The organism is Mesorhizobium sp. M0909, from assembly GCF_040319515.1.
GTDB lineage: Bacteria > Pseudomonadota > Alphaproteobacteria > Rhizobiales > Rhizobiaceae > Mesorhizobium.
Genome location: NZ_JAMYOA010000004.1, coordinates 129,133 through 154,665, shown reverse-complemented (window position 1 = coordinate 154,665; position 25,533 = coordinate 129,133). Strand labels below are relative to the sequence as shown.

At 64.2% G+C, this 25,533-nt stretch carries 21 protein-coding genes and 1 pseudogene; 13 read left to right on the top strand and 9 right to left on the bottom strand.

The features are described from left to right. Window positions 1-57: 57 nt before the first annotated feature. The 5 genes and pseudogenes from mnmG to NKH83_RS07435 all read left to right on the top strand — a co-directional run. The gene (mnmG, locus tag NKH83_RS07455; RefSeq protein ID WP_352476792.1) at window positions 58-1,962 is read left to right on the top strand and encodes a tRNA uridine-5-carboxymethylaminomethyl(34) synthesis enzyme MnmG; all 1,905 of its coding nucleotides are present in this window, start codon (window positions 58-60) and stop codon (window positions 1,960-1,962) included. After that, a complete protein-coding gene (gene rsmG, locus NKH83_RS07450; protein WP_352802951.1) occupies window positions 1,959-2,600 on the top strand; it encodes a 16S rRNA (guanine(527)-N(7))-methyltransferase RsmG in 642 nt (213 codons plus the stop codon). Before mnmG ends, rsmG begins: the two co-directional genes overlap by 4 nt. Window positions 2,601-2,647: 47 nt before the next feature. Next, window positions 2,648-3,448, top strand: a complete 801-nt coding sequence (locus NKH83_RS07445; RefSeq protein ID WP_254817943.1) for a ParA family protein — start codon at window positions 2,648-2,650, stop codon at window positions 3,446-3,448. A gap of 40 nt (window positions 3,449-3,488) precedes the next feature. After that, complete coding sequence (locus NKH83_RS07440) at window positions 3,489-4,370, top strand: ParB/RepB/Spo0J family partition protein (protein WP_352476790.1); 882 nt, start codon at window positions 3,489-3,491, stop codon at window positions 4,368-4,370. Window positions 4,371-4,595: 225 nt separating this feature from the next. After that, window positions 4,596-5,443 (top strand): annotated as a pseudogene (locus tag NKH83_RS07435) (ISAs1 family transposase); the annotation flags it as partial. A gap of 16 nt (window positions 5,444-5,459) precedes the next feature. Here the strand turns inward: NKH83_RS07435 and NKH83_RS07430 are convergent. Beyond that, window positions 5,460-5,621, bottom strand: coding sequence for a hypothetical protein (locus NKH83_RS07430; protein WP_352802948.1), 162 nt, complete (start codon window positions 5,619-5,621; stop codon window positions 5,460-5,462). Between the two features lie 160 nt (window positions 5,622-5,781). Then, window positions 5,782-6,828 (bottom strand): DNA polymerase III subunit delta, encoded by a 1,047-nt coding sequence (gene holA, locus NKH83_RS07425; protein ID WP_352479733.1) that lies wholly within the window; start codon window positions 6,826-6,828, stop codon window positions 5,782-5,784. A 351-nt stretch (window positions 6,829-7,179) separates the two neighbouring features. On the opposite strand from holA, the gene NKH83_RS07420 reads away from it, so the two are divergent. From NKH83_RS07420 to lpdA, 4 genes are all read left to right on the top strand, one after another. Next, on the top strand, window positions 7,180-8,412 hold the full coding sequence (locus tag NKH83_RS07420) for a 3-methyl-2-oxobutanoate dehydrogenase (2-methylpropanoyl-transferring) subunit alpha (protein WP_254817940.1): 1,233 nt from the start codon (window positions 7,180-7,182) through the stop codon (window positions 8,410-8,412). A gap of 2 nt (window positions 8,413-8,414) precedes the next feature. Then, complete coding sequence (locus NKH83_RS07415) at window positions 8,415-9,428, top strand: alpha-ketoacid dehydrogenase subunit beta (protein ID WP_352479732.1); 1,014 nt, start codon at window positions 8,415-8,417, stop codon at window positions 9,426-9,428. Window positions 9,429-9,439: 11 nt separating this feature from the next. Continuing rightward, window positions 9,440-10,813, top strand: coding sequence for a dihydrolipoamide acetyltransferase family protein (locus NKH83_RS07410; RefSeq protein WP_352479731.1), 1,374 nt, complete (start codon window positions 9,440-9,442; stop codon window positions 10,811-10,813). Between the two features lie 254 nt (window positions 10,814-11,067). Next, window positions 11,068-12,462 (top strand): dihydrolipoyl dehydrogenase, encoded by a 1,395-nt coding sequence (gene lpdA, locus NKH83_RS07405; RefSeq protein ID WP_352802942.1) that lies wholly within the window; start codon window positions 11,068-11,070, stop codon window positions 12,460-12,462. Window positions 12,463-12,631: 169 nt separating this feature from the next. On the opposite strand, the gene NKH83_RS07400 is transcribed toward lpdA, so the two are convergent. After that, the gene (locus NKH83_RS07400; protein ID WP_352479729.1) at window positions 12,632-13,735 is read right to left on the bottom strand and encodes a saccharopine dehydrogenase family protein; all 1,104 of its coding nucleotides are present in this window, start codon (window positions 13,733-13,735) and stop codon (window positions 12,632-12,634) included. A gap of 122 nt (window positions 13,736-13,857) precedes the next feature. Between NKH83_RS07400 and NKH83_RS07395 the strand changes: the two genes are divergently transcribed. From NKH83_RS07395 to NKH83_RS07385, 3 genes are all read left to right on the top strand, one after another. Beyond that, window positions 13,858-14,286, top strand: a complete 429-nt coding sequence (locus NKH83_RS07395; RefSeq protein ID WP_254817936.1) for an Lrp/AsnC family transcriptional regulator — start codon at window positions 13,858-13,860, stop codon at window positions 14,284-14,286. A gap of 178 nt (window positions 14,287-14,464) precedes the next feature. After that, the gene (locus NKH83_RS07390; RefSeq protein WP_254817935.1) at window positions 14,465-14,830 is read left to right on the top strand and encodes a RidA family protein; all 366 of its coding nucleotides are present in this window, start codon (window positions 14,465-14,467) and stop codon (window positions 14,828-14,830) included. Between the two features lie 22 nt (window positions 14,831-14,852). Next, window positions 14,853-16,082, top strand: coding sequence for an amidohydrolase/deacetylase family metallohydrolase (locus tag NKH83_RS07385; RefSeq protein WP_352802939.1), 1,230 nt, complete (start codon window positions 14,853-14,855; stop codon window positions 16,080-16,082). A gap of 157 nt (window positions 16,083-16,239) precedes the next feature. Here the strand turns inward: NKH83_RS07385 and NKH83_RS07380 are convergent, their stop codons facing one another. The 6 genes from NKH83_RS07380 to NKH83_RS07355 all read right to left on the bottom strand — a co-directional run bounded on the left by NKH83_RS07380 (window position 16,240) and on the right by NKH83_RS07355 (window position 24,549). After that, window positions 16,240-18,018: an NAD(P)-binding domain-containing protein gene (locus NKH83_RS07380; protein ID WP_352802936.1), complete on the bottom strand. Its 1,779-nt coding sequence runs from the start codon at window positions 18,016-18,018 to the stop codon at window positions 16,240-16,242. Between the two features lie 132 nt (window positions 18,019-18,150). Next, window positions 18,151-20,184: an aldo/keto reductase gene (locus tag NKH83_RS07375; protein WP_352802933.1), complete on the bottom strand. Its 2,034-nt coding sequence runs from the start codon at window positions 20,182-20,184 to the stop codon at window positions 18,151-18,153. Window positions 20,185-20,243: 59 nt separating this feature from the next. Next, complete coding sequence (locus tag NKH83_RS07370) at window positions 20,244-21,341, bottom strand: ABC transporter ATP-binding protein (RefSeq protein ID WP_023675944.1); 1,098 nt, start codon at window positions 21,339-21,341, stop codon at window positions 20,244-20,246. 8 nt (window positions 21,342-21,349) lie between these two features. Continuing rightward, the gene (locus tag NKH83_RS07365) at window positions 21,350-22,216 is read right to left on the bottom strand and encodes a carbohydrate ABC transporter permease (protein WP_023720571.1); all 867 of its coding nucleotides are present in this window, start codon (window positions 22,214-22,216) and stop codon (window positions 21,350-21,352) included. After that, entirely contained in the window at window positions 22,213-23,073 is an 861-nt protein-coding gene (locus tag NKH83_RS07360; RefSeq protein ID WP_352650285.1) for a carbohydrate ABC transporter permease, read from the bottom strand. Before NKH83_RS07360 ends, NKH83_RS07365 begins: the two co-directional genes overlap by 4 nt. A 204-nt stretch (window positions 23,074-23,277) precedes the next feature. Then, entirely contained in the window at window positions 23,278-24,549 is a 1,272-nt protein-coding gene (locus NKH83_RS07355; protein WP_352802929.1) for an extracellular solute-binding protein, read from the bottom strand. 106 nt (window positions 24,550-24,655) lie between these two features. Between NKH83_RS07355 and NKH83_RS07350 the strand changes: the two genes are divergently transcribed. Beyond that, window positions 24,656-25,528: a helix-turn-helix domain-containing protein gene (locus NKH83_RS07350; RefSeq protein ID WP_352802925.1), complete on the top strand. Its 873-nt coding sequence runs from the start codon at window positions 24,656-24,658 to the stop codon at window positions 25,526-25,528. Window positions 25,529-25,533 lie beyond the last annotated feature (5 nt).

The window sequence follows — 25,533 nt, the reverse complement described above, 5'->3', positions numbered from 1 at the left end:
CTTGACAGCATGTGGCTGTGGGCACATGTGTCGGCAGATTTGAATCGGAATATACAAATGACCAATCGCTACGATGTGGTTGTGGTGGGCGGCGGCCATGCTGGGTGCGAGGCCGCAAGCGCCGCTGCGCGGGCTGGCGCCAGAACGGCGCTGGTGACGCTGCGCTTCGATACGATCGGCGTGATGTCCTGCAATCCGGCGATCGGCGGCCTCGGCAAGGGCCATCTGGTTCGCGAGATCGATGCCATGGACGGGCTGATGGGGCGCGTTGCCGATGCGGCCGGCATCCAGTTCCGGCTGCTCAACCGCCGCAAAGGGCCGGCGGTACGTGGTCCGCGGACGCAAGCCGACAGAAAGCTCTATCGTCTCGCCATGCAGGCGGCAATCCGCCAGCAGGCCCGGCTCGAGGTCATCGAAGGCGAGGTGCTGGACTTCGAAATCAACGGCAGGGAAATCAACGACGGGGAAATCGACGACAGACGCATCGCGGCGGTGCTGCTGGCGGATGGACGCCGGCTCGCCTGCGGCGCCGTGGTGCTGACGACCGGCACTTTCTTGCGCGGGCTGATCCATATCGGCGAGAAGAAGATCGTCGCCGGCCGCATGAACGAGCAGGCGAGCGCCGGCCTGTCGGCGACAATGAGCCGCGCCGGCTTCAAGCTCGGGCGGCTGAAGACCGGCACGCCGCCGCGGCTGGACGGCAGGACGATCGATTGGGCGTCGCTGGAGAGCCAGGCGGCGGACGAAGATCCCGTACCGTTCTCGCTGCTCACCGAGCGCATCGAAAACCCGCAGATCCATTGCGGCATTACCCGAACGACCAATGCCACGCATGAGCTGATTCGCGCCAATCTCGGCCGCTCGGCGATGTATTCGGGGTCAATCGAAGGCGTCGGGCCGCGCTACTGCCCGTCGATCGAAGACAAGATCGTCAAATTCGGCGACCGCGACGGCCACCAGATCTTTCTGGAGCCGGAAGGGCTGGACGACGACACGGTGTACCCGAACGGCATCTCGACTTCGCTGCCGGAAGATGTGCAACTGGATATTCTAAAGACCATTCCAGGGCTGGAGCGGGCAACCATGCTGCAGCCGGGCTATGCCATCGAATATGACCATGTCGACCCGCGCGAGCTCAAGCCAACGCTGGAGACAAAGCGGATCGGCGGGCTTTTCCTCGCCGGGCAGATCAACGGCACCACCGGCTACGAGGAGGCCGGCGCGCAAGGGCTGCTCGCCGGCCTCAACGCGGCGCGCAAGGCTTCGGCGAGCGATGAAATCGTGCTCAGCCGCACCGAAGCCTATATCGGGGTGATGGTCGACGATTTGACCAGCCGCGGCATCGCCGAACCCTACCGCATGTTCACCTCGCGCGCCGAGTTCCGGCTGTCTTTGCGAGCCGACAACGCCGATGAGCGGTTGACGCCGCTGGCGATGAGACTGGGGATTGCCTCGCCCGAGCGGATGCAGCGGTTCAACAATGTCGTGCAAGACCTTGAGAAGGCGCGACAGCTCGCCCTCGGCACCACCATGACTCCCAATGAGGCGGCGCGCCATGGGCTCGAAATCAACCGGGACGGCGTCCGTCGCTCGGCCTATGGGTTGCTGGCCTATCCCGGCGTCGACATCGCCTGGCTGGCGCGGATCGAACCGGCTTTCGCGGCGATCGACAGCAAAACGGCCGAACGTCTTGAAACGGAAGCCAAATATTCTGTCTATCTCGACCGCCAGCGGGCTGACGTCTCGCAGATCAGGCATGAGGAGAGCAGGCTGATTCCCGAATCGCTCGACTTTGCCTCTGTTCCCGGCCTGTCCAATGAATTGAGGCAGAAGATGCTGGCACGCCAGCCGCGCTCCATTGCCGATGCGCAGCGTATGGAGGGCATGACGCCGGCGGCGCTGGCGATCATCGTCGCCCATGTACGCAATGCCGAGGCGGCTGCGCGAAAGCAGGTCGCGTGAGCGCTGCGTCCTGGGCAAACCTGCAAGAGGCAGCAGGCCCGGTTTCACGTGAAACATTCGATCGCCTGGTCGCGTTCGAGGCCGTCTTCCAGAAATGGAACCGCCGGATCAATCTGGCCGCGCTGTCGACGCAGGACGATGTCTGGCGCCGCCACATCCTCGACAGCGCGCAGCTGGCGCGAATCAAACCCGAGGCGAAGCGCTGGGTCGATCTCGGCTCGGGCGGCGGGTTTCCCGGCCTCGTGCTGGCCTTTTTGCTTGCCGAGCGGGACGGCGCCAGCATCGATCTTGTCGAAAGCAACCGGAAAAAGGCATCGTTCCTGCAAACGGTTATCGGACAGTTCAGCCTGCCCGCCAAGGTCATCGCCCGCCGCATCGACGATAGCTATCCTCTTGTTCCTGCGCCGCAAATCGTCACAGCCAGGGCACTCGCCTCGCTGCCCGACTTGCTCGACCTGGCGGCGCCGTGGCTGATCAAGGGGTCGCATGGCCTGTTTCACAAAGGCCGGGATTACCGCGCCGAAGTGGCAGAAAGCGCTCAACGATGGTCTTTCGATCTGGTAGAACATGCCAGTGCAACCGACGCGGTGGGCGTCATTCTCGAAGTATCCAACTTGCGACCGCACTCTGGCTTGTGACCGGCGACCCCAAATGAATTTCTGGCATGAATTTCTGGCATAGACCCATGATGAAGAACGGCCCCCGAATCATCACCGTCGCCAACCAGAAAGGCGGCGTCGGCAAGACGACGACGGCCATCAACCTGGCCACCGCATTGGCGGCCATAGGCGAACAGGTGCTGATCGTCGACCTCGACCCGCAGGGCAACGCCAGCACCGGGCTTGGCATCGACCGGCGCGACCGCACCGTCTCCTCCTATGATGTGCTGACCGGCGAACTGGACCTCGAAGCGGCGGCAATCCCGACGGCGGTGCCCGGCCTGTCGATCGTGCCGTCGACGCTCGACCTGCTCGGCATCGAGATGGAAATCGCCTCGGCGCCGGATCGGGTGCTGCGGCTGCGCAACGCGCTGCGGGCTTCGGCCGCGCGCTCGGCCAATTTCGGCTATGTGCTGATCGATTGCCCGCCCTCGCTCAACCTGCTGACACTGAATTCGATGGCTGCGGCAGATTCGGTGCTGGTGCCGCTGCAGTGCGAGTTTTTCGCGCTGGAGGGCCTGAGCCAGCTTTTGGAGACGGTCGAGCAGGTGCGCCGTTCGATCAACCCCGACCTGACGATCCAGGGCATCGTGCTAACCATGTTTGACGGGCGCAACAATCTCGCCAACCAGGTGGTGCAGGATGTCCGGGCACATATGGGCGACAAAGTCTATGAGACCGTCATTCCGCGCAATGTCCGCGTTTCCGAGGCGCCGTCCTATGGCAAGCCGGCGATTCTCTACGACCTCAAATGCTCGGGCAGCCAGGCCTATCTGCAGCTTGCCTCGGAAGTGATCCGCCGCGAGCGCAAATTGCGGGCCGCCTGAACGATAAGCCGATTCGACACCGAAACGATCTGGACGGACGATGAACGAAGACCCTTCGAGAAAAAGACTGGGACGGGGACTGGCGGCGCTGATCGGCGAAATCGATCGCCCGGCGGCTCCGGAAAAGCCCGGGCCGGCGGCCGACGGCAAGGTGCCGATCGAGTTCCTCAGCCCCAACCCGAAGAACCCGCGCCGGCATTTTGGCGACGCCGACCTGACCGACCTCGCCCAGTCGATCCGCGAACATGGCGTGGTGCAGCCGGTGGTGGCGCGGCCGTCGAAATCCCAAACGGGCCGCTACGAGATCATCGCCGGCGAGCGTCGTTGGCGCGCGGCGCAACGCGCCGGGCTGACCGAAATCCCGATCATCGTACGCGACGTCAACGACCGCACGGCGCTCGAGTTGGCGATCATCGAAAATGTCCAGCGCACCGACCTCAACCCGGTCGAGGAAGCGTTGGGGTACCAGCAGTTGATCGACGACCACGGCTATACCCAAGCCGATCTCGGCCAGGTGATCGGCAAGAGCCGCAGCCATGTCGCCAACACCTTGAGACTGCTCAAACTGCCCGACGTGATCCGCGACATGCTGGTCGACGGCGCGCTCTCGGCCGGCCACGCCCGTACCCTGGTGACGGCCGACGACCCGGCCGGGCTTGCCAAGCGGATCATCGACGAAGGGCTTTCGGTGCGCCAGGCCGAGGCGCTGGCGCAAATGCCGGTCGGCGCGCCGGCGGCAAAGCGCCAGCCCGCAGCGCCGCCGCAAAAGGATGCCGACACGCTGGCGCTGGAAAAATTGATGACCAATACGATCGGCATGATCGTCACGATCGAGCACAACCAGCGCGGCGGCGTGATCAGCGTCGCATACCGGACGCTGGAGCAGCTTGACGAGCTTTGCCGAAGGCTGAAGCGGGAGTAGTGGGTTGCTAAGACATCGAGGCCTTTAGCCGGCAAACAAAGTGTGGCTGCCGCCGCGCCGGTGATTGGCTAAATCGTCGAAGTAGTTAATCTCCCCCCCCGTGAGGGCAGGGGAATCGCATATGGCGATTTTGGGGTTGAGTTTAGGCTGAGAAAGGATTCTTTGGAGAGGCAGTTGAGCGAAGGAGCGACTGCCATTTCCTGCCTTGAGAGCTACTTTGGCGCGGTGCCTGATCCACGCGCGCCCAACGCCACGCACCGGCTTGGCGACCTGATCGTGATGATGATCGCGGCAAGCCTGTGTGGTGCCAGCAATGCGACGGAGTTCGCCCTGTTTGCGCAGGAGCGCAAGCAGGCGCTGTCGCGGCTGATCGACTATGACGCAGCTCCCAGCCACGACACCTTCTCGCGGCTGCTGCGCCTGCTCGACCCGGAGGCCTTTGGTCGCGCCTTTGCTGCCTTTGCCGCAGCTTTCGCCCGAGCCAGCCGAGAGACGCCCGAGGTGGTGTCGCTTGACGGCAAGGCTTTGCGGCGGGCCTACGAGAAGGGCTTGGCAGCCAGTCCGCCGTTGACGGTGTCGGCCTTCGCCGCCCAGACCCGGCTGTGCCTGGCGGCAGTCTCGCCGAGCGCTGGTGAGAACGAAGTCGAGGCCGCGCTCAAAGTCGTCGAACTCATTGATCTTACGGGCAGATTGGTCACCGCCGACACTGCCACACCCGCATGGCTGCGGCCATTACCCAAAGAGGTGGCGATTACCTGCTTGCGCTGAAGGGCAACCGTCGTCATTGGCTGCGCCGTGCCAACCTGCAACTGGCCGACGCCACCCCTTCCATTGCCGAGCGGACCGAGACCAGCCACGGCCGCAACGAGTGGCGGCAGGCCGAGATCGTGGCGGCGGCCGAGCCGCTGATGCCCGGCCACCTGGCCTTCATCCGCATCACCAGCCGACGCGATCAGGCCAGGCCGTTGATGCGCCTGTTCATGGCCTCCACGCTCATGTCGCCGCAACGGGCGCTCGACCTCACCAGAGCTCATTGGCAGATCGAGAACGGCCTGCATTGGATGCTTGATGTCCATCTCGATGAGGATCTCAGCCGTGCCCGCAAGGATAATGCTCCCGCCAACACAGCCCTTTCTCAATCGCCTCGCCAGAAACATCCTTCAGGCCGCCGATGCTGCCAAAGTCCCCATCAGCCATCGCATCAAGAAATGCGCCTGGAACGACGACTATCTCATCAATGCCATCACTCATATGCGATAGCCCTGCCCGTGAGGGAGAAATGCCCGGCAGGCCAGCGGGGTCGTCTCACATCAAGCGCCCACGTCGTCTGTCGTCGCAGAAGGCGCTGGCGCTTTACGCTCGCCGACCCCCTCTGTCGCCTTCGGCGACATCTCCCCCTCGAGGAGGGAGATCAGGCTCGCTGCGCCAGCCTTGCGCTCTCCACGGCAATGCCGAGCAGGGCCTGGCGCGCCAGCGCGACCGACAGATCCGGCCTCCGGCGTGTCTGCAGGACCGCCGTCTGCAGGCGGTTGAGTGCGCGGCCGAGCGCTTCGCTGCTCCACCGTTCGAGGGCTTTCTCCACCAGCTTGCGCCGGGAGAAAAAAACCGGCGGGCGCGCCGCGGCAACGACCGAAGCAGCATTGCGGCCGCCGGCGTCCATCTGGCCGCGCATGGCCTGGATCGTCTGCAGCTGCCGCATCGCCGATGAAAGCACCAGGAACGGCTGGCCGCCGGACTGGCAATGGCGGGTAAAGGCGGTGTCGAAGTCGGCGATCCTGCCTTCGAGCAGGGCGTCGACCGCCGCATCGAAGGAGAGGCCTGAGACGTCGCCAGACGTCGCCTTGACGTCGTCAAGGCCGATTTCGGCCTGGCCATGCGCATAAAGCACAAGCTTTTCGATCTCGCCGCGCGAGGCCAGCCGGTCGCCGCCGAGATTGCGGCGCAGCGCCTGCCGGGCCTCCAGCGTCATCGACATGCCGGCCTTGCGCAGTTCGTCGTCGATGACCGTGTCGATATCCCTGGCTTCATCGGCATAGCAAGGCAATGCCATGGCATTATCCGCCGCCTCCACCACGGCGCGCAGGCCGACGCCCTTCTTCAGGTCGCCGGCCTCGATAACGATGATGGCGTCCCGCGCAGGCTCCGACGTCAGCGCCTTGACGTCGTCGGCAAGCGCCTTCTGGGCGCCGGCATTGCGCACCCATAGAAGGCGCCGCTCCGAAAACATCGGCACGGTGCGGGCCTCGTCGAGCAGGCGGCCCTCGTCGCGATCGACTTCCGATCCGTCCAGCCTGACCACCGAGAACGGGTCGTCGAGCGGCAGGCCGGTCTTGGCGGCAAAGGCCTTTGCCCGCTCGGCAACCAGCCCGCGATCGGGACCGTAAAGCAGCACGATCGAGATGCGCGGATCCGGCTTCGCGAGCCATGCATCGACTTCGTATGCTTTCTTCTGTGCCATGGGCCCTGATTAGCACGAGGCGGGCGCGGGGTGAACGGAGGGATTGGCGGGATTGTATCGAGACGCCTATGGGACAGCGCCCCCCTCTGTCCTGCCGGACAGAGGGGGGCGCGAAGGAACTCGACAGAGGAATCTTGCTAGCAGGAATCCCTTCTCATGCGCCAGATCAGGCCGGACCATTCGCCAAATTGCGCATGGCGGCGGAAGATCGACAAGAAATTTCGCGGACATATCTTCATCTTGACGAGTGCTGGCCGGCGCGGTCGTTGGCCCGAAGCCGCGCCCGACGAATTGGCACTGGTCCGGCGGTGTGCAAATATCGTGGCCGGGCAACAGTGGAGGACCGAGATCATGGCCGATGCCGGAATGTTGCGCTTCCATGTTCCGGAACCGGAAGTGCGGCCGGGCGGGACGCCGGATTTCTCCAATGTGAGCATTCCAAAAGCTGGCTCGGTGCCGCGCCCGAAGATCGACGTCGACCCGCGCGACATCCGCGATCTCGCCTTCTCGATCATCCGCGTGCTCAACCGCGCTGGCGAGGCGGTCGGGCCGTGGGCAGGGCTGCTTTCGGACGACGAGTTGCTGGAGGGGCTGCGCCATATGATGACGCTGCGCAGCTTCGATGCGCGCATGCAGATGGCGCAGCGCCAGGGCAAGACCTCTTTCTACATGCAGCATCTCGGCGAAGAGGCAGTGAGCTGCGCCTTTCGCAAGGCGCTGTCGCGGGGCGACATGAATTTTCCGACCTATCGGCAGGCCGGCCTGCTCATCGCCGACGGCTACCCGATGGTCACGATGATGAACCAGATCTATTCGAACGAGGCCGATCCGCTGAAAGGGCGGCAATTGCCGATCATGTATTCGTCGAAGGAGCACGGCTTCTTCTCGATCTCCGGCAATCTGGCGACGCAGTACATCCAGGCGGTCGGCTGGGCGATGGCCTCGGCAATCAGCAACGATTCAAAGATCGCCGCCGCCTGGATCGGCGACGGCTCGACCGCCGAGTCCGACTTCCATTCGGCGCTGGTGTTCGCCTCGACCTACAAGGCGCCGGTCGTGCTTAACGTCGTCAATAACCAGTGGGCGATTTCGACCTTCCAGGGCATCGCCCGCGGCGGCTCCGGTACTTTTGCCGCCCGTGGCCTCGGCTTCGGCATCCCGTCGCTGCGCGTCGACGGCAACGACTATCTCGCCGTCCATGCGGTGGCCAAATGGGCGGCGGAACGGGCGCGTAGCAATCTCGGGCCGACGCTGGTCGAATACGTCACCTACCGCGTCGGCGCGCATTCGAGCTCCGACGACCCGTCGGCCTACAGGCCGAAGGCCGAGTCCGACGCCTGGCCGCTCGGCGACCCGATCGTCAGGCTGAAGAACCACCTCATCCAGCGCGGCGTCTGGTCTGACGAACGCCACGCCCAGGCCGAGGCGGAAATTCTCGACACGGTGATTTCAGCGCAGCGGGAGGCCGAGCGCCACGGCACGCTGCATGCCGGCGGCAAGCCTTCGGCGCGCGATATGTTCGAGGGCGTTTATGCCGAGATGCCGCCGCATCTCAGGCGCCAGCGCCAACAGGCCGGGGTCTGACCATGCCGCGGCGGACCATGATCGAGGCGATCCGCGACGCCATGGACGTGTCGATGGCGCGCGACGAACGCGTCATCGTGTTCGGCGAGGATGTCGGCTTCTTCGGCGGCGTCTTCCGCTGCACGCAAGGCCTGCAGGCGAAATACGGCAAGAGCCGCTGCTTCGATGCGCCGATCAGCGAATCCGGGATTGTCGGCGCGGCCATCGGCATGGCGGCCTACGGGCTGAAGCCTTGCGTCGAGGTGCAGTTTGCCGACTATGTTTATCCGGCCTATGACCAGATCGTCTCGGAAGCGGCGCGGCTGCGCTACCGGTCGAACGGCGATTTCACCTGCCCGATCGTCGTGAGGATGCCGACCGGTGGCGGCATTTTCGGCGGCCAGACCCACAGCCAGAGCCCGGAGGCGCTGTTCACCCACGTCTCCGGCCTGAAAGTCGTGGTTCCGTCCAATCCGCACGACGCCAAGGGCCTGCTGATCGCAGCGATCGAGGATCCCGACCCGGTGATCTTCCTAGAGCCGAAGCGGCTGTATAACGGCCCCTTCGACGGCCATCACGAGCGGCCGGTGACGCCATGGTCGAAACATCAGCTCGGCGAAGTCGCCGATGGCCACTACACGGTGCCGCTCGGCAAGGCGGTGATCCGGCGGCCTGGTGCGGCAGTTACCGTGCTTGCCTACGGCACGATGGTGTATGTCGCCCAGGCGGCAGCCGAGGAGACCGGCATCGATGCCGAGATCATCGATCTGAGGACGCTGCTGCCGCTGGATCTCGAGACGATCGTCGCCTCGGTCAACAAGACCGGGCGCTGCGTGGTGGTGCATGAGGCGACGCTGACATCGGGGTTCGGCGCCGAACTTTCGGCGCTGGTTCAGGAGAACTGCTTCTACCATCTGGAAGCGCCGGTGGCGCGGGTCACCGGCTGGGACACGCCCTATCCGCATGCGCAGGAGTGGGACTATTTTCCCGGTCCCGCCCGGCTAGGCCGCGCGCTCATCGAAACGATGGAAGCCTGAGGGGGAAGACGATGGGCGAATATGTCATCAAGCTGCCCGATGTCGGCGAAGGCGTCGCCGAGGCCGAGCTGGTCGAATGGCAGGTCAAGGTCGGCGATCTCGTGCGCGAGGACGCCGTGCTTGCCGCGGTCATGACCGACAAGGCGACGGTCGAAATTCCTTCGCCCGTCGATGGCGAGATCCTCTGGCTTGGCGCCGAGATCGGCGACACTGTGGCGATCGGCTCGCCGATTGTCAGGCTGAGGGTGGCGGGCGAGGGGAACGTCAGGGTTGGCGCGACGCTTGCAGACGTTACGGCGGAGGGTACCCCTGACGATGCGCGGGCTCGCCCGTCCTCGGGCTTGGGGCCGTCATTACCCAATTTGGCGCCGTCATCCTCGAGCTTGTCCCGAGGATCTGCCGTCCCACACGGATATGACGCGATCAGTTCCGAGAGGTCGGTAGATCCTCGGGACAAGCCCGAGGATGACGGCGCCAGGTCCAAGGTCAACAGCGCGCCGCGTCCCGAGGGAGAAAAGCCACTGGCCTCGCCGGCCGTCCGCCTCAGGGCGAAAGAGGCCGGCATCGACCTTCGGCAGGTCCCGGGAACCGGCCCGGCCGGTCGCATCCGGCATGAGGACATCGACGCGTTCCTGGCACGCGGACCACAGCTGGCGAAGGCCCCTGGTCTCGCCCGTAACGAGGCGGTCGAGGACATCAAGATAGTCGGGCTCAGGCGAAAGATCGCCGAGAAGATGACGCTGGCCAAGTCGCGCATCCCGCACATCACCTATGTCGAGGAGATCGACGTCACCGCGCTCGAGGATTTGCGCGCCGCGCTCAACAAGGAGAAGCGGCCGGGCGCGGACAGGCCGAAGCTGACGCTGCTGCCGTTCCTGATGCGGGCGATGGTCAAGGCCATTGCCGACCAGCCGAACCTCAATGCGCTGTTCGACGACCAAGCCGGCATCGTCCACCAGCATGGCGGCGTCCATATCGGCATCGCGGCGCAGACGCCTGCGGGGCTGATGGTGCCGGTGGTCAAGCACGCCGAGGCGCGCGACATCTGGGACTGTGCAGCCGAGGTTGTCAGGCTGGCCGAGGCGGCAAAGTCCGGCACGGCGACGCGCGACGAGCTCTCGGGCTCGACCATCACCATCACGTCGCTCGGCGCCATGGGTGGCGTGGCGACGACGCCGGTGATCAATCACCCGGAAGTGGCGATCATCGGCGTCAACAAGATGATGGTGCGGCCGGTATGGGACGGCAGCCAGTTCATCCCGCGCAAGATGATGAACCTGTCCTCCAGCTTCGACCATCGCGTCGTCGACGGCTGGGACGCTGCGGTGTTCATCCAGCGCATCAAGACGCTGCTCGAGACGCCGGCGTTGATTTTTGTGGATTAGGGGATGCGATTGATCGCGAAGTATGGGGAGAATCGTCGGAAGGTGCCGGCGTTGGAATGCGGGCTCCCTCTTCTCCCCTTGTGGGAGAAGGTGGATCGGCGCGATAGCGCCGAGACGGATGAGGGGTGTTCCAGGGAATGCCAACGTCTCGCTCCGCTGGACCACCCCTCATCCGTCGCCTTCGGCGACACCTTCTCCCACAAGGGGAGAAGGGGGAGCCGTGCCGCGGCCATCCCAGAAAGGATGCAGCTGACATGAAGGAAATCTCCTGCAAGCTGCTGGTCATCGGCGCCGGTCCGGGCGGCTATGTCTGCGCTATCCGTGCCGGGCAGCTCGGCATCGATACGGTTATCGTCGAGTTCGGCAGACCGGGCGGCACCTGTCTCAATGTCGGCTGCATCCCGTCCAAGGCGCTGATTCATGCGGCCGAAGAGTTCCAGAAGCTCTCGCACATGGCCAGCGGCAAGAACCCGCTCGGCATTGCAATCGCCGCACCATCCCTTGATCTCGCCGGCACTATGGCCTGGAAAGATGGCATCGTTAGCCGGCTGAACAACGGTGTTGCCGGCCTGCTGAAGAAAGCTGGCGTGAAGACGGTGCATGGCTGGGCGACATTTCGCGACGGTAAGACCGTTGCCGTCGACACCGAGATCGGCATGCAGGTGATCCGCGCCGAAACGGTGGTGATTGCGACCGGCTCGGCGCCGGTCGAGTTGCTATCGCTGCCGTTCGGCGGCCCGGTCATTTCGTCGACCGAGGCGCTGGCGCTGAGCGAAGTGCCGGAGAGAATGGCGGTGGTCGGCGGCGGCTATATCGGGCTGGAACTCGGCATCGCCTTTGCCAAGCTGGGGGCCAAGGTGACCGTGGTCGAGGCGTTGCCGCGCGTGCTGGCGCAATATGATGCGGAACTGACCAGGCCGGTGGTGAAGCGGCTGGCCGAGCTCGGCATCGAGATGCTCGTGAACGCCAAGGCCAAGGGGCTGTCCACCAAGCGCGACGCGCTGCTGGTCGAGACGAATGGCGGCAAGAACGGCAAGATCGCTGCCGACAAGGTCCTGGTCACGGTCGGTCGCAAGCCGGTGACCGAAGGCTGGGGGTTGGAGCAGATCGACCTCGACATGGCTGGACCCTTCATCCGCATCGACGACCAGTGCCGCAGCTCGATGCGCGGTATCTTTGCCATTGGCGACGTCACCGGCGAGCCGATGCTGGCGCACCGGGCGATGGCGCAAGGCGAAATGGTCGCCGACATCGTCGCCGGCCACAGGCGCAGCTGGGACAGACGAGCGATACCGGCTGTCTGCTTCACCGACCCGGAGCTGGTCACCGCGGGCCTGTCGCCGGAAGAGGCCAAGACGCGTGGCGAGATCAAGGTCGGACTGTTTCCCTTCACCGCCAATGGCCGGGCAATGACGAGGTTGGGCGAGGACGGATTCGTTCGGGTCGTTGCCCGCGCCGACAACCATCTGGTGCTGGGCATCCAGGCGGTCGGCCAGGGCGTGTCGGAGCTGTCCACTGCGTTTGGGCTGGCGCTGGAGATGGGCGCGACGCTGGAGGATATCGCCGGGACGATCCATGCCCATCCAACACAGGGCGAGGGTTTTCAGGAAGCGGCGCTGAAGGCGCTGGGGCGGGCGGTGCATGTTTGAGGGCTCGCGCTCTCCCCCCTTGAGGGGGAGATGGCCGGCAGGCCAGAGGGGGTCGGTTCGACTGGATGCGACCGCCCTTGCGACAGATGGAGGTTGGCGCTCTTCGCGAGGCGACCCCCTCTGTCGCCTTCGGCGACGTCTCCCCCCTCGAGGGGGGAGATTACGCAGCTCACCCCGCAAGCCGGCTAACCATCTCGTGCTGCGCATAGGCGCGGCCGAAGCGGTTGGCCAGAAAAGCGTCGAGCGCGATGTCCTCCTGCTTGATGAAACCTCTTGCCGGCAAGGTGCCGTCGGCGAGCATGTCGAGCACGGCGCAGATCGCCGATGCGGTGGTGATCTGGATGGCGCTGCGCACCTTTTCGCCGTCGCGCCTGGCGTAGATCTTGTTGGCATAGGTCTCCTGCAGCAGACGGCCGTTCTTGCGGCCGCTGACGGTGACGAAGACGATAACCACGTCCTGTAGCGTTGCCGGCAGGGCGCTTTCAAAAATGTCCTTCAGCACGTCGCGGCGGTGGCGCAGGCCGAGGTCGTTGAGCAGCGCCTTCATGATCGCGGCATGGCCGGGATAACGGATGGTGCGGTAATTCAGCGTGCGCACCCTGCCTTTCAGCGTTTCGGCCAGCGTGCCCAGCCCGCCCGAGGTGTTGAACGCCTCATAGGTGACGCCGTCGAGCGAGAACTCCTCGCGCTCCTCGAGTGGCGGCACCTCGATCAGCTCGCCTTCGACGATCGCCTCGCAAGGCTCGCAATATTCGTTGATGACGCCGTCGGTGCTCCAGGTCAGATTGTAGTTCAGCGCGTTCGACGGGTACTGCGGCAGCGCGCCAACCCGCATGCGCACGCTCTCCAGCGTGTCGAAGCGGCTGGCGAGGTCGTTGGCAACGATCGAGATGAAGCCCGGCGCCAGGCCGCATTGCGGAATGAAGGCGCTGTTGCCGGAGCGCGCCAGTTCCTTGACCCGCCTGGTGCTGACGACGTCCTCGGTCAGATCGAGATAGTGCACGCCGGCACTGGCCGCCGCCTCCGCGATACGCGTGGTCAGATGGAAGGGCGCGGCGCTGAGCACCGCGAACTTGCCGGCCAAGGCCGCTTCGAGGGTGCCGGCGGCTTCGATGTCGAGTTCCAGCGTCTCGACCGTTTCAGGCAGTTCGGCCGCGCCGAGCTGCGTCGCCGAGCGGTCGACGAGCGTGACATGGTAGTTGCCCGTGGAAGCCAGCATCTCGGCAATGGTCGAGCCGATCTTGCCGGCGCCGACGACGATGATTTCCTTCATGACCGGTCCTCGCACCAACATTGGATTGATGGCTAGAATCGCAGCTTGCCTGTCGAAAGGAAGCGTGAGATTGTACGAAACGCAGTCTCTCTTTGTGCAATGTGCCGGCAAGGTTCGTCGAAATGCTCAGCGATGCCGACCAGGCTCTGCTTTCCCTGCTGCGCATCAATGCACGCGCCTCGACCGCCGAACTGGCGCGACGGCTGGGCGTGTCGCGGACCACGGTGCAGAGCCGGATCGAGCGGCTGGAACAGCGCGGCATCATCACCGGCTACGGTGTCAGGCTTTCGCCCGACTACGAACAGGGGCTGGTCAGGGCGCATGTCCTGCTTACCGTCACCCCCAAGCTCGCCGACAAGGTGGTGCGCAGCCTGCAGGCGCTGGCACCGGTTCGAACCCTGCACTCGGTCAGCGGCAATTTCGACATGATCGTTGTCGTCGAAGCGCCGTCGATCAGGGATCTCGACACGCTCCTCGACCAGATCGGCGCCATGGACGGGGTCGAGCGGACGTCGTCGTCGATCATCCTGTCGACGCGGATCGACCGCTGAGCCGGCTGGCGTCGCGGGTCCAGATGCTGGCGCGAAGGATCACCAAGGGCGGTGATCGTTCTGGCGTTACCGCAGCAAAGCGATATAGGCTTTCAGAATGTGGATCGATGGCGTGCAGCCGCGCCCAATCTCTCGCAGCATCGCGCGTTCACCCAAAGAACCTAGACAGGAGGCCTCCTTGCCCAAGCAGTGTTTCGGAAAATCCCATGTGCCGTTGTCGCCGGCGGTCAGGGCCGGCGATTTCGTCTATGTCTCAGGCCAGGTGCCGGTCGGCAGCGACGGGCTGGTGGTCAAGGGCGGCATAGCCGAGCAGACCGAACAGGTGCTGTCGAACGTCAAGGCGGCACTGGCGCTGGCCGGCTGCACGCTCGACGACGTGGTCAAGACGACGGTCTGGCTCGAGGACGCGCGCGATTTCGGCATCTTCAATACCGTCTACGCCCGGCATTTCCCGAAAGATCCGCCGGCACGCACGACGGTGGAGTCACGGCTTATGATCGACATCAAGATCGAGGTCGAAGCCGTCGCCTACAGGCCGGCCTGACGGAAAAGCGGAGACAGGCGCAATGCAATTCGATCTCCTGATAAAGGGCGGCCGCCTCATCGATCCGGCGTCCGGCCTCGACGCACGACGCGATCTGGCGATTGCCGACGGCCGTATCGCCGCCATCGACCCCGAAATCCCCTTCGAACGTGCAGCCCGCGTCATCGACGCCACGGGCTCGATCGTCGCGCCCGGCCTGATCGACCTGCACAGCCATGTCTATTGGGGCGGCACGTCGCTCGGCGTCGATGCCGACCGGCTCGCCGCAAAGAGCGGCACCACCACCTTCGTCGATGCCGGAAGCGCCGGCGCCGGCAATTTCCTCGGCTTTCGCCGCCACGTCATCGAGCGCTCGAAGGTCCGTATCCTGGCATACGTCAACATTTCCTTTGCCGGCATTTTCGGCTTCTCGCAGACCGTCGCGGTCGGCGAATGCAGCGACCTCAGGCTCTGCGAACCGCGCGAGACGGTGGCCGCGGCGCGCGAGCACGCAGACGTGATCGTCGGCGTCAAGGTCCGCTCCGGTCGCCATGCCGGCGGCAGCAGCGGCATCGCGCCGGTCGATCTCGGGCTGGAAGCCGCCGACAAGGCCGGCCTGCCGCTGATGGCGCATATAGACGAGCCGCCGCCGGGTCGCTCGGAAGTGCTGCCGCGGCTGCGCAAAGGCGATATCCTCACCCACTGCTTCCGGCCGTTTCCCAACGCACCGGTCTTCGCTTCGGGCGCGGTGCGGCCGGACATGCGGCTGGCGCGCGAGCGCGGCGTCATCTTCGATATCGGCCACGGCATGGGCTCGTTCGATTTCGAGGTGGCCAAGGCGATGCTGAGCGAGGGGCTGGCGCCGGACGTGATCAGCAGCGACGTGCATCTCTACTGCGTCGACGGGCCGGCCTTCGACATTCTGGTGTGCATGTCGAAGCTGCTGGTTCTCGGCATGCCGCTGGTCGAGGTGCTGCGCGCCGCGACACAGCGGCCGGCCGAAGCGATCGCCAGGCCAGATTTGGGCAGGCTTGCGGTTGGTGCGGTCGGCGACATCGCGGTGCTGCGGCTGCGTCCGGGCCGCTTCACCTTTGTCGACTCGGTCGGCGCCTCGTTGGTCGCCGAGCAAAGGCTGGTCTCTGACGGCATTGTGGTCGGCGGCACGTGGTGGCCGAACGAGGCGCTGGACGATTTCGGCGAAACCGAGCGCTTCGAAGCGCATGCGCATGACACGCATGTCGAGGTTGCCGCCCGGCATTTCGGGCGTGGGTGATCTCCCCCCTTGAGGGGGAGATGGCCGGCAGGCCAGAGGGGGTAGGTCCGACGGGGCTCGGCCTGCTGCTACGGTAGAGGAGGCTGGCGCTCGACGCGCGGCGACTCCCTCTGTCGCCTTTGGCGATATCTCCCGCTCAAGGGGGGAGATCACAGCTTCACCGCGGCGTCCCATAAACCGGCGTCGCAATGCCTTCCATCCTCGCCTTGATCTGCAGCGCCACGAACTTCGAATAAAAGCGCGACAGCGCCAGATTGCCGCCGTGGAACCACAGCGCTTCCTGCGCGGTCGGCTTCCACATGTTGCGCAATTCGCCTTGCCATGGACCCGGGTCGCCTTTCACGCCCGAGCCAATCCCCCAGCACGGCCCGACCTTGTCGGCGACTTCACGGGAGATGATCGCCGCCACCGTTTCGTTCATCGAGAGATAGCCGGTGCAGGCGATGATTGCGTCGGCCGCCAGTTCGGTGCCGTCGTCGAAGAGGATGCCTGTCGGCGTCAGCGACTTGATCCCGACGCCGCTGCGGATGCCGATCTCGCCGTCGATGATCAGATCGCAGGCGCCGACGTCGATGTAGAAGCCCGAGCCGGTGCGGTAGGCCTTCATCAAAAGTCCGGTCTCGTCGTCGCCGAAATCGATGGCGAAGCCGGCGCCGCGCAAGCGGTCGTAGAAGGCCGCGTCGCGCGCCTTGATGATGTCGTAGAGCGCGCGCTGGCCCTGTGGCAGCAGCGCGAACGGCGTCGAGGCGACGATCATGTCGGCCTTCTCAGTGGTGATGCCGCGGGCCAGCGCCTTTTCCGAAAAGATCTCGAAACCGATCTCCATCAGCGTGTCCGACTTGACCACCGTCGTCGGCGAGCGCTGGACCATCGTCACCTCGGCGCCGCTCTCCCATAGATCGACGCTGACATCATGGCCAGAACTTGCGGCGCCGATGACGGCGACCTTTTTGCCGCGGAATTTCTCGCCGCTGAAATATTGGCTGGAGTGCAGGATCTCGCCCTGGAAGGCCTCGGCGCCCGGCAGGTCGATCTGCCTGGGCGGGCCATAAGCACCGGTTGCAAAGACGATGTGCTTCGGCTTTAGCGTGATGCGCTGGCCGGCGCGGTCGACCTCGACCGTCCAGACCTTTTCGGTGTCGTCGTAGGACGCGCTGATGCATCTTGTGGAGGTCCAGTAGTTGAGCTCCATGACGCGTGTATACATTTCCAGCCAGTCGCCCATCTTGTCCTTGGGCGTGAACACCGGCCAGTTCTCGGGAAACGGGATGTAGGGCAGATGGTCGTACCAGACCGGGTCGTGCAGCACGAGCGAGCGATAGCGATTGCGCCAGGAATCGCCGGCCTGCGCATTCTTCTCGATGATGATGGCCGGCACGCCGAGTTGCCGGAGCCGTGCGCCCAGCATGACGCCGCCCTGGCCGCCGCCGATGACCAGGCAATAAGGCTGCTGGCCGGCGCCGAGTTCACGCGTCTCGCGCGCCCTCGCCTCCAGCCAGGTCTCGCGCTCCGGATCGGCCTTGTGGCGGACGCCCAGAGGCCGCGCCGGGCCCTTGCGCTCCTCAAACCCCTTGAGATCGCTCATCGCCGTAAACAGTGTCCGGCATTTGCCGTCCCTGAGGCGCATGATGCCTTGGCCCCACGCGGATGACGTCTCGAAAGAAAACCAGGCTTCGATAACGCCTTCGTCCGAAGTCGCTTCGCTGCTGAGCTGCCACCGGGCAGGCCTTGTCATTGCCAGCGTGGCTTCCAGCATGTCGCGGATCGCCGCGCGGCCTTCCATGGTCTTGATGTTCCAGGTGAAGGTCAGCAGATCGCGCCAGTAACAGTCCTCGACGAACAGGTTGATTGCGGCCGCGACGTCGCCCGCCTCGAGCGCTCGCGCAAAAGAACCGAGCCAGGTGGCCGCCTGTTTCGACGGTGATATGTCGAGCATCTGTCTTCCCTATCTCAAGCGACTTCGGCGCTGCCCTTTAACCTTATCCTCTCTCCCGAAGAGCGGGGAGAGGGTAGGTGAGGGGCAGCGCAAACAGTCCGGAAATTAAGGGCGCAGCGCAAGACCCCGCTATCAGGCGCGCGCGCGGGCCTGATCCGAACCGCTATCCAGCCATGCAAGATCGTCCGGCGAAAGTGAGATGTCGAGCGCCTGGAGGCTGTCTTCCAACTCGTCGAGCGTGCGCGGCCCGATCAGCGGGACGGACGGAAAGGGCTGCGCCAGGACATAGGCGAGCGCGACGTGGATCGGGCTTTTGCCCAGCCGTTTGGCGAGCTCGATGGCGCGGTCGCGACGGCCGAAGTTCCTCTCCGAGTACCAGACCCGGACCAGTTCCTCATTGTCGCGCCGGTCGCGGCCGGCGCGGTCGGTGAAGAAGCCGCGGCCCTGGCTCGACCAGGCGAAGTTCGGCATTTGCCGGGCGGTAAGCCAGGCCTTCCACTCGTCGCTGGAGGACGTGACGCAGCCTGCCCAGATCGGCTCCAGCATCTCGGCCAGCGAGAAATTGTTGGAAAGCGCGCCGGGCTTCTGCTTGCCGGTGCGCTCGGCATAGGCAATCGCCTCGTCCATGCGTTCCATCGTCCAGTTCGAGCCGCCGAACGGACCGCGAATGCGGCCGGCCTTGACCTCGCGATCCATCGCATCGACGAACTCGTCGACCGGCACGTCCGGGTTGTCGCGATGCATGAAATAGACGTCGATATGGTCGGTCTGCAGCCGCTCAAGCGACTGGGTGAGCTGCTTGCCGATGACGTCGGGATAGCAGAGCGGCGAGTGCGCACCCTTGCCGATGACCACCGATTGCTCGCGCACGCCGCGGTTCTTCAGCCATTGGCCGAGCAGCGTCTCGGTGTAGCCGGAACCGTAGACGAAGGCGGTGTCGAACAGATTGCCGCCCGCCTCAAAATAGGCGTCGAGCAGGATGGCGCCCGACGAAAAGGTGCGGAAATCCTCGAAGCCGAGCGCCAGGCACGAGGCCGGCCGCGGCAGGCCCGGAATGCCGCGCTTGGGGATGGCGGTCCCGCCGGAGCGCAGCTTCCGCCCGGAGATCGTGTTGACGCGCTTTGCCGGTTTCTCGATGTCGTATTCGAGGCCGATGGCGGCCCGCCATCTATCGAGCACGCGCAGATTGCCGAGACTGTCGGCCCAGCCCATGCCCGGCCAGGCGAACTCCTGCTTCCCGCCGAGAATGGCCTCGCCGGCGGCGTCGACCTCGAATGCGTAAAGCCAGCCGCCCTCCTTGACCTCGACCACCTCGGTGTCACCCGGACGGATGATGCGGATTTCGCCGGTGCCGCCTTGCTGGCCGCCGGCATACCAGAAATCCGCCACCTCGATACGGCCCTTGCTGCCGAGAATACGCAATACGTTGTCCTGCGCGAGCGAAATGCTGCAGGAGACTTCCGCGACGATGCCGCCCGGAAAATGCAACAGCGCCGACGCCCATTCGTCGACGCCGGATTGGCCGAGATGCGCAGCGCCGACCACTTTGTCCGGCTCGGCGAAGGGCTTTCCCGCCGCGGCGCCGGCAATCAGCCGCGCCATCGAGACGGGATAGCCGCCGACATCGAGAATGCCGCCGCCGGCGAGATCCTTGGCGTAAAGCCGGTGCTCCGGCATGAAGCCCGGCATGGCGAAGCCGAAACTGGATTTGATCATCTTGATATCGCCGATCGCGCCGGCCCTGATCAGCTCGACCAGCCTGGCCGTCTGCGGATGCAGCCGGTACATGAAGGCTTCGCCGAGAAAGGTGCCGGCCTTGCGCGCGGCATGGATCATGGCGTCGGCCTCGAAGGCAGTCAGGCCAAGCGGCTTTTCGCAAAGCACATGTTTTCCGGCCTCGGCTGCCTTGATCGCCCATTCGGCATGGCTCGGATGTGGCGTTGAAATATAAATCGCGTCGACATCCGGATCGCCAAGCAAAGCCTCGTAGCCATCGAGGATGCGGGCGCCGGGGAAAGCCTCAGTGAGCCCGGCCTTGCCGGGATTGCGCGCCCCTAAGGCGACCAATGTGCCGGTGCGCGAATGGGCGACGCCGCCGGCAAACGCCTTGGCGATGTTGCCGGGCCCGAGAATGCCCCAGCGAATTTTTTCTGGTTTGGACGTCATGTCAAATCTCCGTGGGGTGGCCGCGACCAATCGCGATCGGACAAAAGAAACTAGATGGGTTAGCGAATGCGTGCGCCGGTGGCGTCGAAGAGAAGCGAGCGGTCGGCCTTGATCGACACCACCAGGTCGTCGCCGTTCGCGCGATGCCGCGAGGCCTCGCGCTCGATGATCAGTTCCTCGCGCCCGCCCCCGGTCCCGGAATTGGCATAGACATAACTCACCGATCCCAAGTGCTCGGCGACGTCGGCCTTGAGGGTAAGGTCGCAATCGCCCTGGCCGGCGTCGAAGAAATGCTCCGGCCGCACGCCAAGCACGACATCGCCGCCTGTCGCAGGCAGAGCATCCGAAAGCGGCTTGCGCAGTCGCGCGCCGCGATGATTGACCAGTTCGACGACCGCAGCGCCGTTGTCGGCCCCGACCATTTTCGCCGCCAGAAAGTTCATTTTCGGGGAGCCGACGAAGCCGGCAACGAAGCGGTTGGCGGGGTCGTCGTAGAGATCGAGCGGCGCCCCGATCTGCTCGATATTGCCGGCGTTGAGCACGACGATCCTGTCGGCCAGCGTCATCGCCTCGGTCTGGTCGTGCGTCACATAGACCATGGTAACGCCAAGCTCCTTGTGAAGGCGCGATATCTCGACGCGCATCTGCACCCTGAGCTCGGCGTCGAGATTGCTGAGCGGTTCGTCGAACAGGAACACTTGCGGCTCGCGCACGATGGCGCGGCCGATGGCGACGCGCTGGCGCTGGCCGCCCGACAATTGCCGCGGCCGCCGCTTCATCAGCTCGGCGATACGCAGGATTTCGGAAGCCCGCTTCACCCGCCGCTCGGTATCTGCCTTGGGGTTGCCGGTCATTCTTAGGCCGAAGCTCAGATTCTGCTCGACCGTCATGTGCGGATAGAGCGCGTAGGACTGGAACACCATGGCGATGCCGCGATCGGCTGCCTCGACGTCGTTCACCACCTTGCCGCCAATGGCGATCTCGCCGTCGCTGATGTCCTCGAGCCCGGCGATCATCCGGAGCAGCGTGGACTTGCCGCAGCCGGAAGGGCCGACGAAGACGACGAATTCGCCGTCATCGATGTCGATATTGGCGCCGTGGACGATCTCGAAGACGCCGAAGCGCTTGATGACGTTTTTGAGTGTGACTGCCGCCATGCTGATCCTTACTTGATGGCGCCGGCGGCGATGCCGGCGACGAAATGGCGCTGCAGAAGCACGAACACGACGAGCATTGGCGCCGTCAGCATCACCGCGCCCGCCATGATGCCGCCCCAGGACACCTTGGTGAGACCGATCAGCGTGCCGAGCGCCACCGGCGCGGTCATTGCGCCCGGCTTGGAATTGATCAGCAGCGGCCACAGATAATTGTTCCAGGAAGCAAGGAAGAGAATGATGGCGAGCGCCGCCAGCATCGGCCGCGCCAGAGGCAATGCGACGAACAGGAATATCCGCCATTCCTTGACGCCCTCGACCTTGGCGGCGTCGAACAGCTCGTGCGGCATCATCGAAAAACTCTGCCGCATGAATAGCACGCCCAGCGAGTTGAACAGTGGCGGCACGATCAGCGCCACCCAGGTGTTGGCGAGCTTGAAGTCGCGCGCCACCATGATGAATTGCGGGATCAGCACGACCGCATAGGGCAGCGTGATGGTGCCGAAGATGATGGCTACGACCATGCCCTTGCCGAAGAAGTTGTAACGCGCCAGCGCCCAGCCGGCCATCGAGGTGAGCATCACCGACAGGAAGGTATAGGTCACCGCCACCGAGACGGAGATGCCGATGGCGCCGATGAAATTGGTGCCGCGCTGCAGATTGCTGACATTGTCGAGGAAATTGCCGTGCGGCAAAAGCTCGATGTCGGGGCTGAAGATGCCATTGTCGGGCATCGTGGAAAAGACCACCATCATCCACAGCGGAAACAGCCAGACCAGCGCCAGCGGCGTCAGGAACAGATGCAGCGCGATGCTGCGGCCCAATCTGGCCTGGGAACGGCTGACCCGGGAATGGCTGATTGGGGAGCGCGAGGTCATTTCGGTTCCCTCGTCAGCCATATCTGCACCAGCGAAATGGCAATCGCCAGCCCGGCCATGGTGTAGGCGACGGCCGAAGCATAGCCGAAATTGAGCGACCGGAAGCCCTGGCGGTAAAGCAGCAGCCCGAGCGTTTCGGTGCCGCCGCCCGGCCCGCCGCGCTCGGTGATCAGGAAGGGCTCGGTGAACAGCTGCATGGTGCCGATGATCGACAGCACGGCGCAGAACACGATGATCGGCTTGAGCAGCGGCAGCGTGATATAAAAGAACTGTTTGACCTTGCTGACCCGGTCCAGGGTTGCCGCCTCGTAGACATCCTCGGGGATGGACTGCAGGCCGGCGAGCAGGATGATGGCGTTGTAGCCGGCCCAGCGCCAGGTCACCGCCATCATGATCACCGCCATCGCCGGGGTGACGTTGGTAAACCAGTCGACAGTGGGCAGTCCGATGCTGTTCAGCAACTTGTTGATGATGCCGTAGTCGAGATTGAACATCAGCCGGAAAACCGCCGAATAGGCGACCTCACCGACCACGACAGGCGCGAAGAAGGCAAATCGGAACAGGCCACGTGCCTTGAGCAGCGGCGAATTCAAAAGCACCGCCATCACTATCGCCAGGGAAATCATCACCGGCACCTGGATGACGAGGATCAGCAATGTGTTCTTCAACGCATTGAAGAAGGCGGGGTCGCCGATCAGCCGGCCCCAGTTGAAGGTCGGCGCGAACCGCCATGGCACGGTGCGCGTCGCCTGGAACGAGATCAGGAAGGAATCGATGATCGGCCACAGCCAGAAGATCGAGAAGATCAGCAGATAGGGCGCGAGGAAGCGATAAGCCGTGGCGTTCTGGTAGCGCATCGTTTTCCTCCTTTCTGCTTTCAGGTTCTTGCCTTCTCCCCTTGTGGAGAAGGTGGATCGGCGCATAGCGCTGCGACGGTTGAAGGGTGATGGCCGGAGTGCCGCCGGCGCCAAGCTGGAGCACCCCTCATCCGTCGCCTTCGGCGATACCTTCTCCCACGAGAGGAGAAGGGGAGCCGTGCGCTCGGAGCCGCCTCGTCTAGATCACGACTTGACCGGTAGGCCGGTCGCCGCGGCGATCTGGCTTGCGGCATCGTCGAGCGCTGCCTTGGCGTCGGGATAGCCGCCGGCCAGATATTTGGTCTGCACCGCGCGGATGATGATTTCGGCGTCGCTCTGGAACGGAGTACCGCGGCTGGGGACGACCTTGGGCAAGGTGCCGAGAATGTCCTTCCACACGGCTTGGCCACCCCAATAGGGCAGGCCTTCGGAGACATAAGGGTCGTTGAGCGCCGAGATCAGCGACGGCACCAGGCCGAAGCCTTTCAGCATGGTGATTTGGCCCTCATTCGTCCCTAGCGTGTATTTCAGATAGGCGTAGGCGGCTTCCTTGTTCTTCGACACCGAAGTGATGGCGAGCGAGGAGCCGCCGAGATTGGCGGCGCGCGGACCGTCGGCGGTCAGGCTCGGCATCAGATAGACGCCCCATTTGCCTGCGCCATCGGGCGACTCGGTGCGTATGGTGCCTTCATACCAGCCGCCATACATCTGGCTGGCGACCTTGCCGGCGGTGTTGTTGGTGATCTTGGTGCTCCAGTCGGCAGAGGAAATGATGCCGGCGTCCTTCATCTCCTTGATCTTGGTCATGGCATCGACGCATTTGGGCTGACTGACGGTGATCGATTGACCATCGGCGGAGAAATAGGCGCAGCCCTGCTCGTTGGAGATCATGCGGAAGAATTCGGAATCGCCGTTGAAATCGGCGTTGGTCATCGTCACGCCGGGATTGGCGGCCTGGATCTTCTTTGCGGCGGCGATGAAATCGTCCCAGGTCTTGATCGAAGACGGGTCGACGCCAGCCTTCTCATAGAAGTCGCGGCGGTAGAACATCGCTACAGGGCCCGAATCCCAGGGCATCGCATAGGCCTTGTCGTCAACCTCGAGCTCGGTACGCTTGAAGTCGGGGAATTTTGCCTGGTCTTCCGCGGTGTAGCCGAGCGTATGCAGGTCGACGAAGCAATCCGGGAACTGGCTCCAGTAGTTTTCCGCCTCGCCGTTCTCGATCGTCACGATGTCCGGCAGCCCCTCGCCGCCGGCGGCACAGCCGGCGATCGATTTGTCGTAGGTCGGCTGGTTGCCGAGGTCCTCGACCGTGACCTTGATGTCGGGATACTGCTTGTTGAAGCCCGCTATGGTGGCCTTCAGCGACGAAGCGGCGATGTTCCAGCTCCAGATCGTGATTTCACCGGACTGCGCAAAGGCCGGGCTGGAGCCCAAGGCAAGCGCGAGCGCGGCGCAGGTCAATTTTAAGCGCATTGAAATCCTCCCATTTCAGTTGCTCTCTGTTTGCGAGCGTGGCTAGACTAGGCTTCGGGAAAGCCTTGTCCGCGACAAAGGGAATAAGAAATGAGCGGAAAGTAAGATGCCGGAAAGGCCGTTTTACCAGCCTGGCGCCAGCAGCGTGGAGGGCCTGCCGCTGCTGCTGCAAATGTTCCACACCCAGCCCCTGGTGATGCTCAAGCCACATTGGCATGCCCAGGTCGAGGTGAATTTCATCGTGCGTGGCGCCGTGCATTACCGCATGGACGGGCACGGGCTTTCGCTTTCTGCGGGCGACATGTGCCTGTTCTGGGGCGGCCTGCCGCACCAGATGGACGAAGCCTCCGACGATGCCATTTACGCCGGCGCGCATCTGCCGCTGGTTCATTTCTTCCGGCTGCATTTGCCCGTCGACGTCCGCAACAGGCTGATGACCGGCGCGACGCTGGTGACCGACGCCACAGACCGGTCGGACGACCACAATTTCGAGCGCTGGAACCGCTATGCCCGCTCCGGCGACCCGGTCAAGGCGGAGCATGCCGTCAACGAGCTTTTGCTGCGGCTTGAGCGGGTGCGGTTCGAGCCCTACCGGCTGGTGCCGGAAACGCCGGCCGAACAGGAGCTAGGCAGCCCGTTCGATCAGCAATCGCTGCGCAATGTCGGGCGCATGTGCGACTTCATCGCCGAGAATTTCCTCTACGAGATCGATTGCGTCGACATCGCCGCGGCGGCCGACATCCATCCCAAATACGCCATGAGCATCTTCAAGAAATCGACCGGCATGACGCTCAATGAATATGTGAATCTGCTGCGCCTCAGCTACGCGCAGGCGCTGCTGATGCATCAGGATGCCAATGTGCTGCGCGTCGCCATGGAATCGGGCTTCGGCTCGCTCAGCGCGTTCAACAAGTCGTTCCGCAAGCTTGCCGGCATGTCGCCGTCGGATTTCCGCAGGGGCGTGGCCGGCGCCAGATAGGGGCG

What these genes read in the sequence shown, in the direction of transcription:
- mnmG (WP_352476792.1), top strand. Translation starts at nt 58, where the DNA reads ATGACCAATCGCTACGATGTGGTTGTGGTGGGCGGCGGCCATGCTGGG.
- NKH83_RS07445 (WP_254817943.1), top strand. Translation starts at nt 2,648, where the DNA reads ATGATGAAGAACGGCCCCCGAATCATCACCGTCGCCAACCAGAAAGGC.
- NKH83_RS07440 (WP_352476790.1), top strand. Translation starts at nt 3,489, where the DNA reads ATGAACGAAGACCCTTCGAGAAAAAGACTGGGACGGGGACTGGCGGCG.
- NKH83_RS07430 (WP_352802948.1), bottom strand. Translation starts at nt 5,621, where the DNA reads ATGAGTGATGGCATTGATGAGATAGTCGTCGTTCCAGGCGCATTTCTT.
- holA (WP_352479733.1), bottom strand. Translation starts at nt 6,828, where the DNA reads ATGGCACAGAAGAAAGCATACGAAGTCGATGCATGGCTCGCGAAGCCG.
- NKH83_RS07420 (WP_254817940.1), top strand. Translation starts at nt 7,180, where the DNA reads ATGGCCGATGCCGGAATGTTGCGCTTCCATGTTCCGGAACCGGAAGTG.
- NKH83_RS07415 (WP_352479732.1), top strand. Translation starts at nt 8,415, where the DNA reads ATGCCGCGGCGGACCATGATCGAGGCGATCCGCGACGCCATGGACGTG.
- NKH83_RS07410 (WP_352479731.1), top strand. Translation starts at nt 9,440, where the DNA reads ATGGGCGAATATGTCATCAAGCTGCCCGATGTCGGCGAAGGCGTCGCC.
- lpdA (WP_352802942.1), top strand. Translation starts at nt 11,068, where the DNA reads ATGAAGGAAATCTCCTGCAAGCTGCTGGTCATCGGCGCCGGTCCGGGC.
- NKH83_RS07400 (WP_352479729.1), bottom strand. Translation starts at nt 13,735, where the DNA reads ATGAAGGAAATCATCGTCGTCGGCGCCGGCAAGATCGGCTCGACCATT.
- NKH83_RS07395 (WP_254817936.1), top strand. Translation starts at nt 13,858, where the DNA reads ATGCTCAGCGATGCCGACCAGGCTCTGCTTTCCCTGCTGCGCATCAAT.
- NKH83_RS07385 (WP_352802939.1), top strand. Translation starts at nt 14,853, where the DNA reads ATGCAATTCGATCTCCTGATAAAGGGCGGCCGCCTCATCGATCCGGCG.
- NKH83_RS07380 (WP_352802936.1), bottom strand. Translation starts at nt 18,018, where the DNA reads ATGCTCGACATATCACCGTCGAAACAGGCGGCCACCTGGCTCGGTTCT.
- NKH83_RS07375 (WP_352802933.1), bottom strand. Translation starts at nt 20,184, where the DNA reads ATGACGTCCAAACCAGAAAAAATTCGCTGGGGCATTCTCGGGCCCGGC.
- NKH83_RS07370 (WP_023675944.1), bottom strand. Translation starts at nt 21,341, where the DNA reads ATGGCGGCAGTCACACTCAAAAACGTCATCAAGCGCTTCGGCGTCTTC.
- NKH83_RS07365 (WP_023720571.1), bottom strand. Translation starts at nt 22,216, where the DNA reads ATGACCTCGCGCTCCCCAATCAGCCATTCCCGGGTCAGCCGTTCCCAG.
- NKH83_RS07360 (WP_352650285.1), bottom strand. Translation starts at nt 23,073, where the DNA reads ATGCGCTACCAGAACGCCACGGCTTATCGCTTCCTCGCGCCCTATCTG.
- NKH83_RS07355 (WP_352802929.1), bottom strand. Translation starts at nt 24,549, where the DNA reads ATGCGCTTAAAATTGACCTGCGCCGCGCTCGCGCTTGCCTTGGGCTCC.
- NKH83_RS07350 (WP_352802925.1), top strand. Translation starts at nt 24,656, where the DNA reads ATGCCGGAAAGGCCGTTTTACCAGCCTGGCGCCAGCAGCGTGGAGGGC.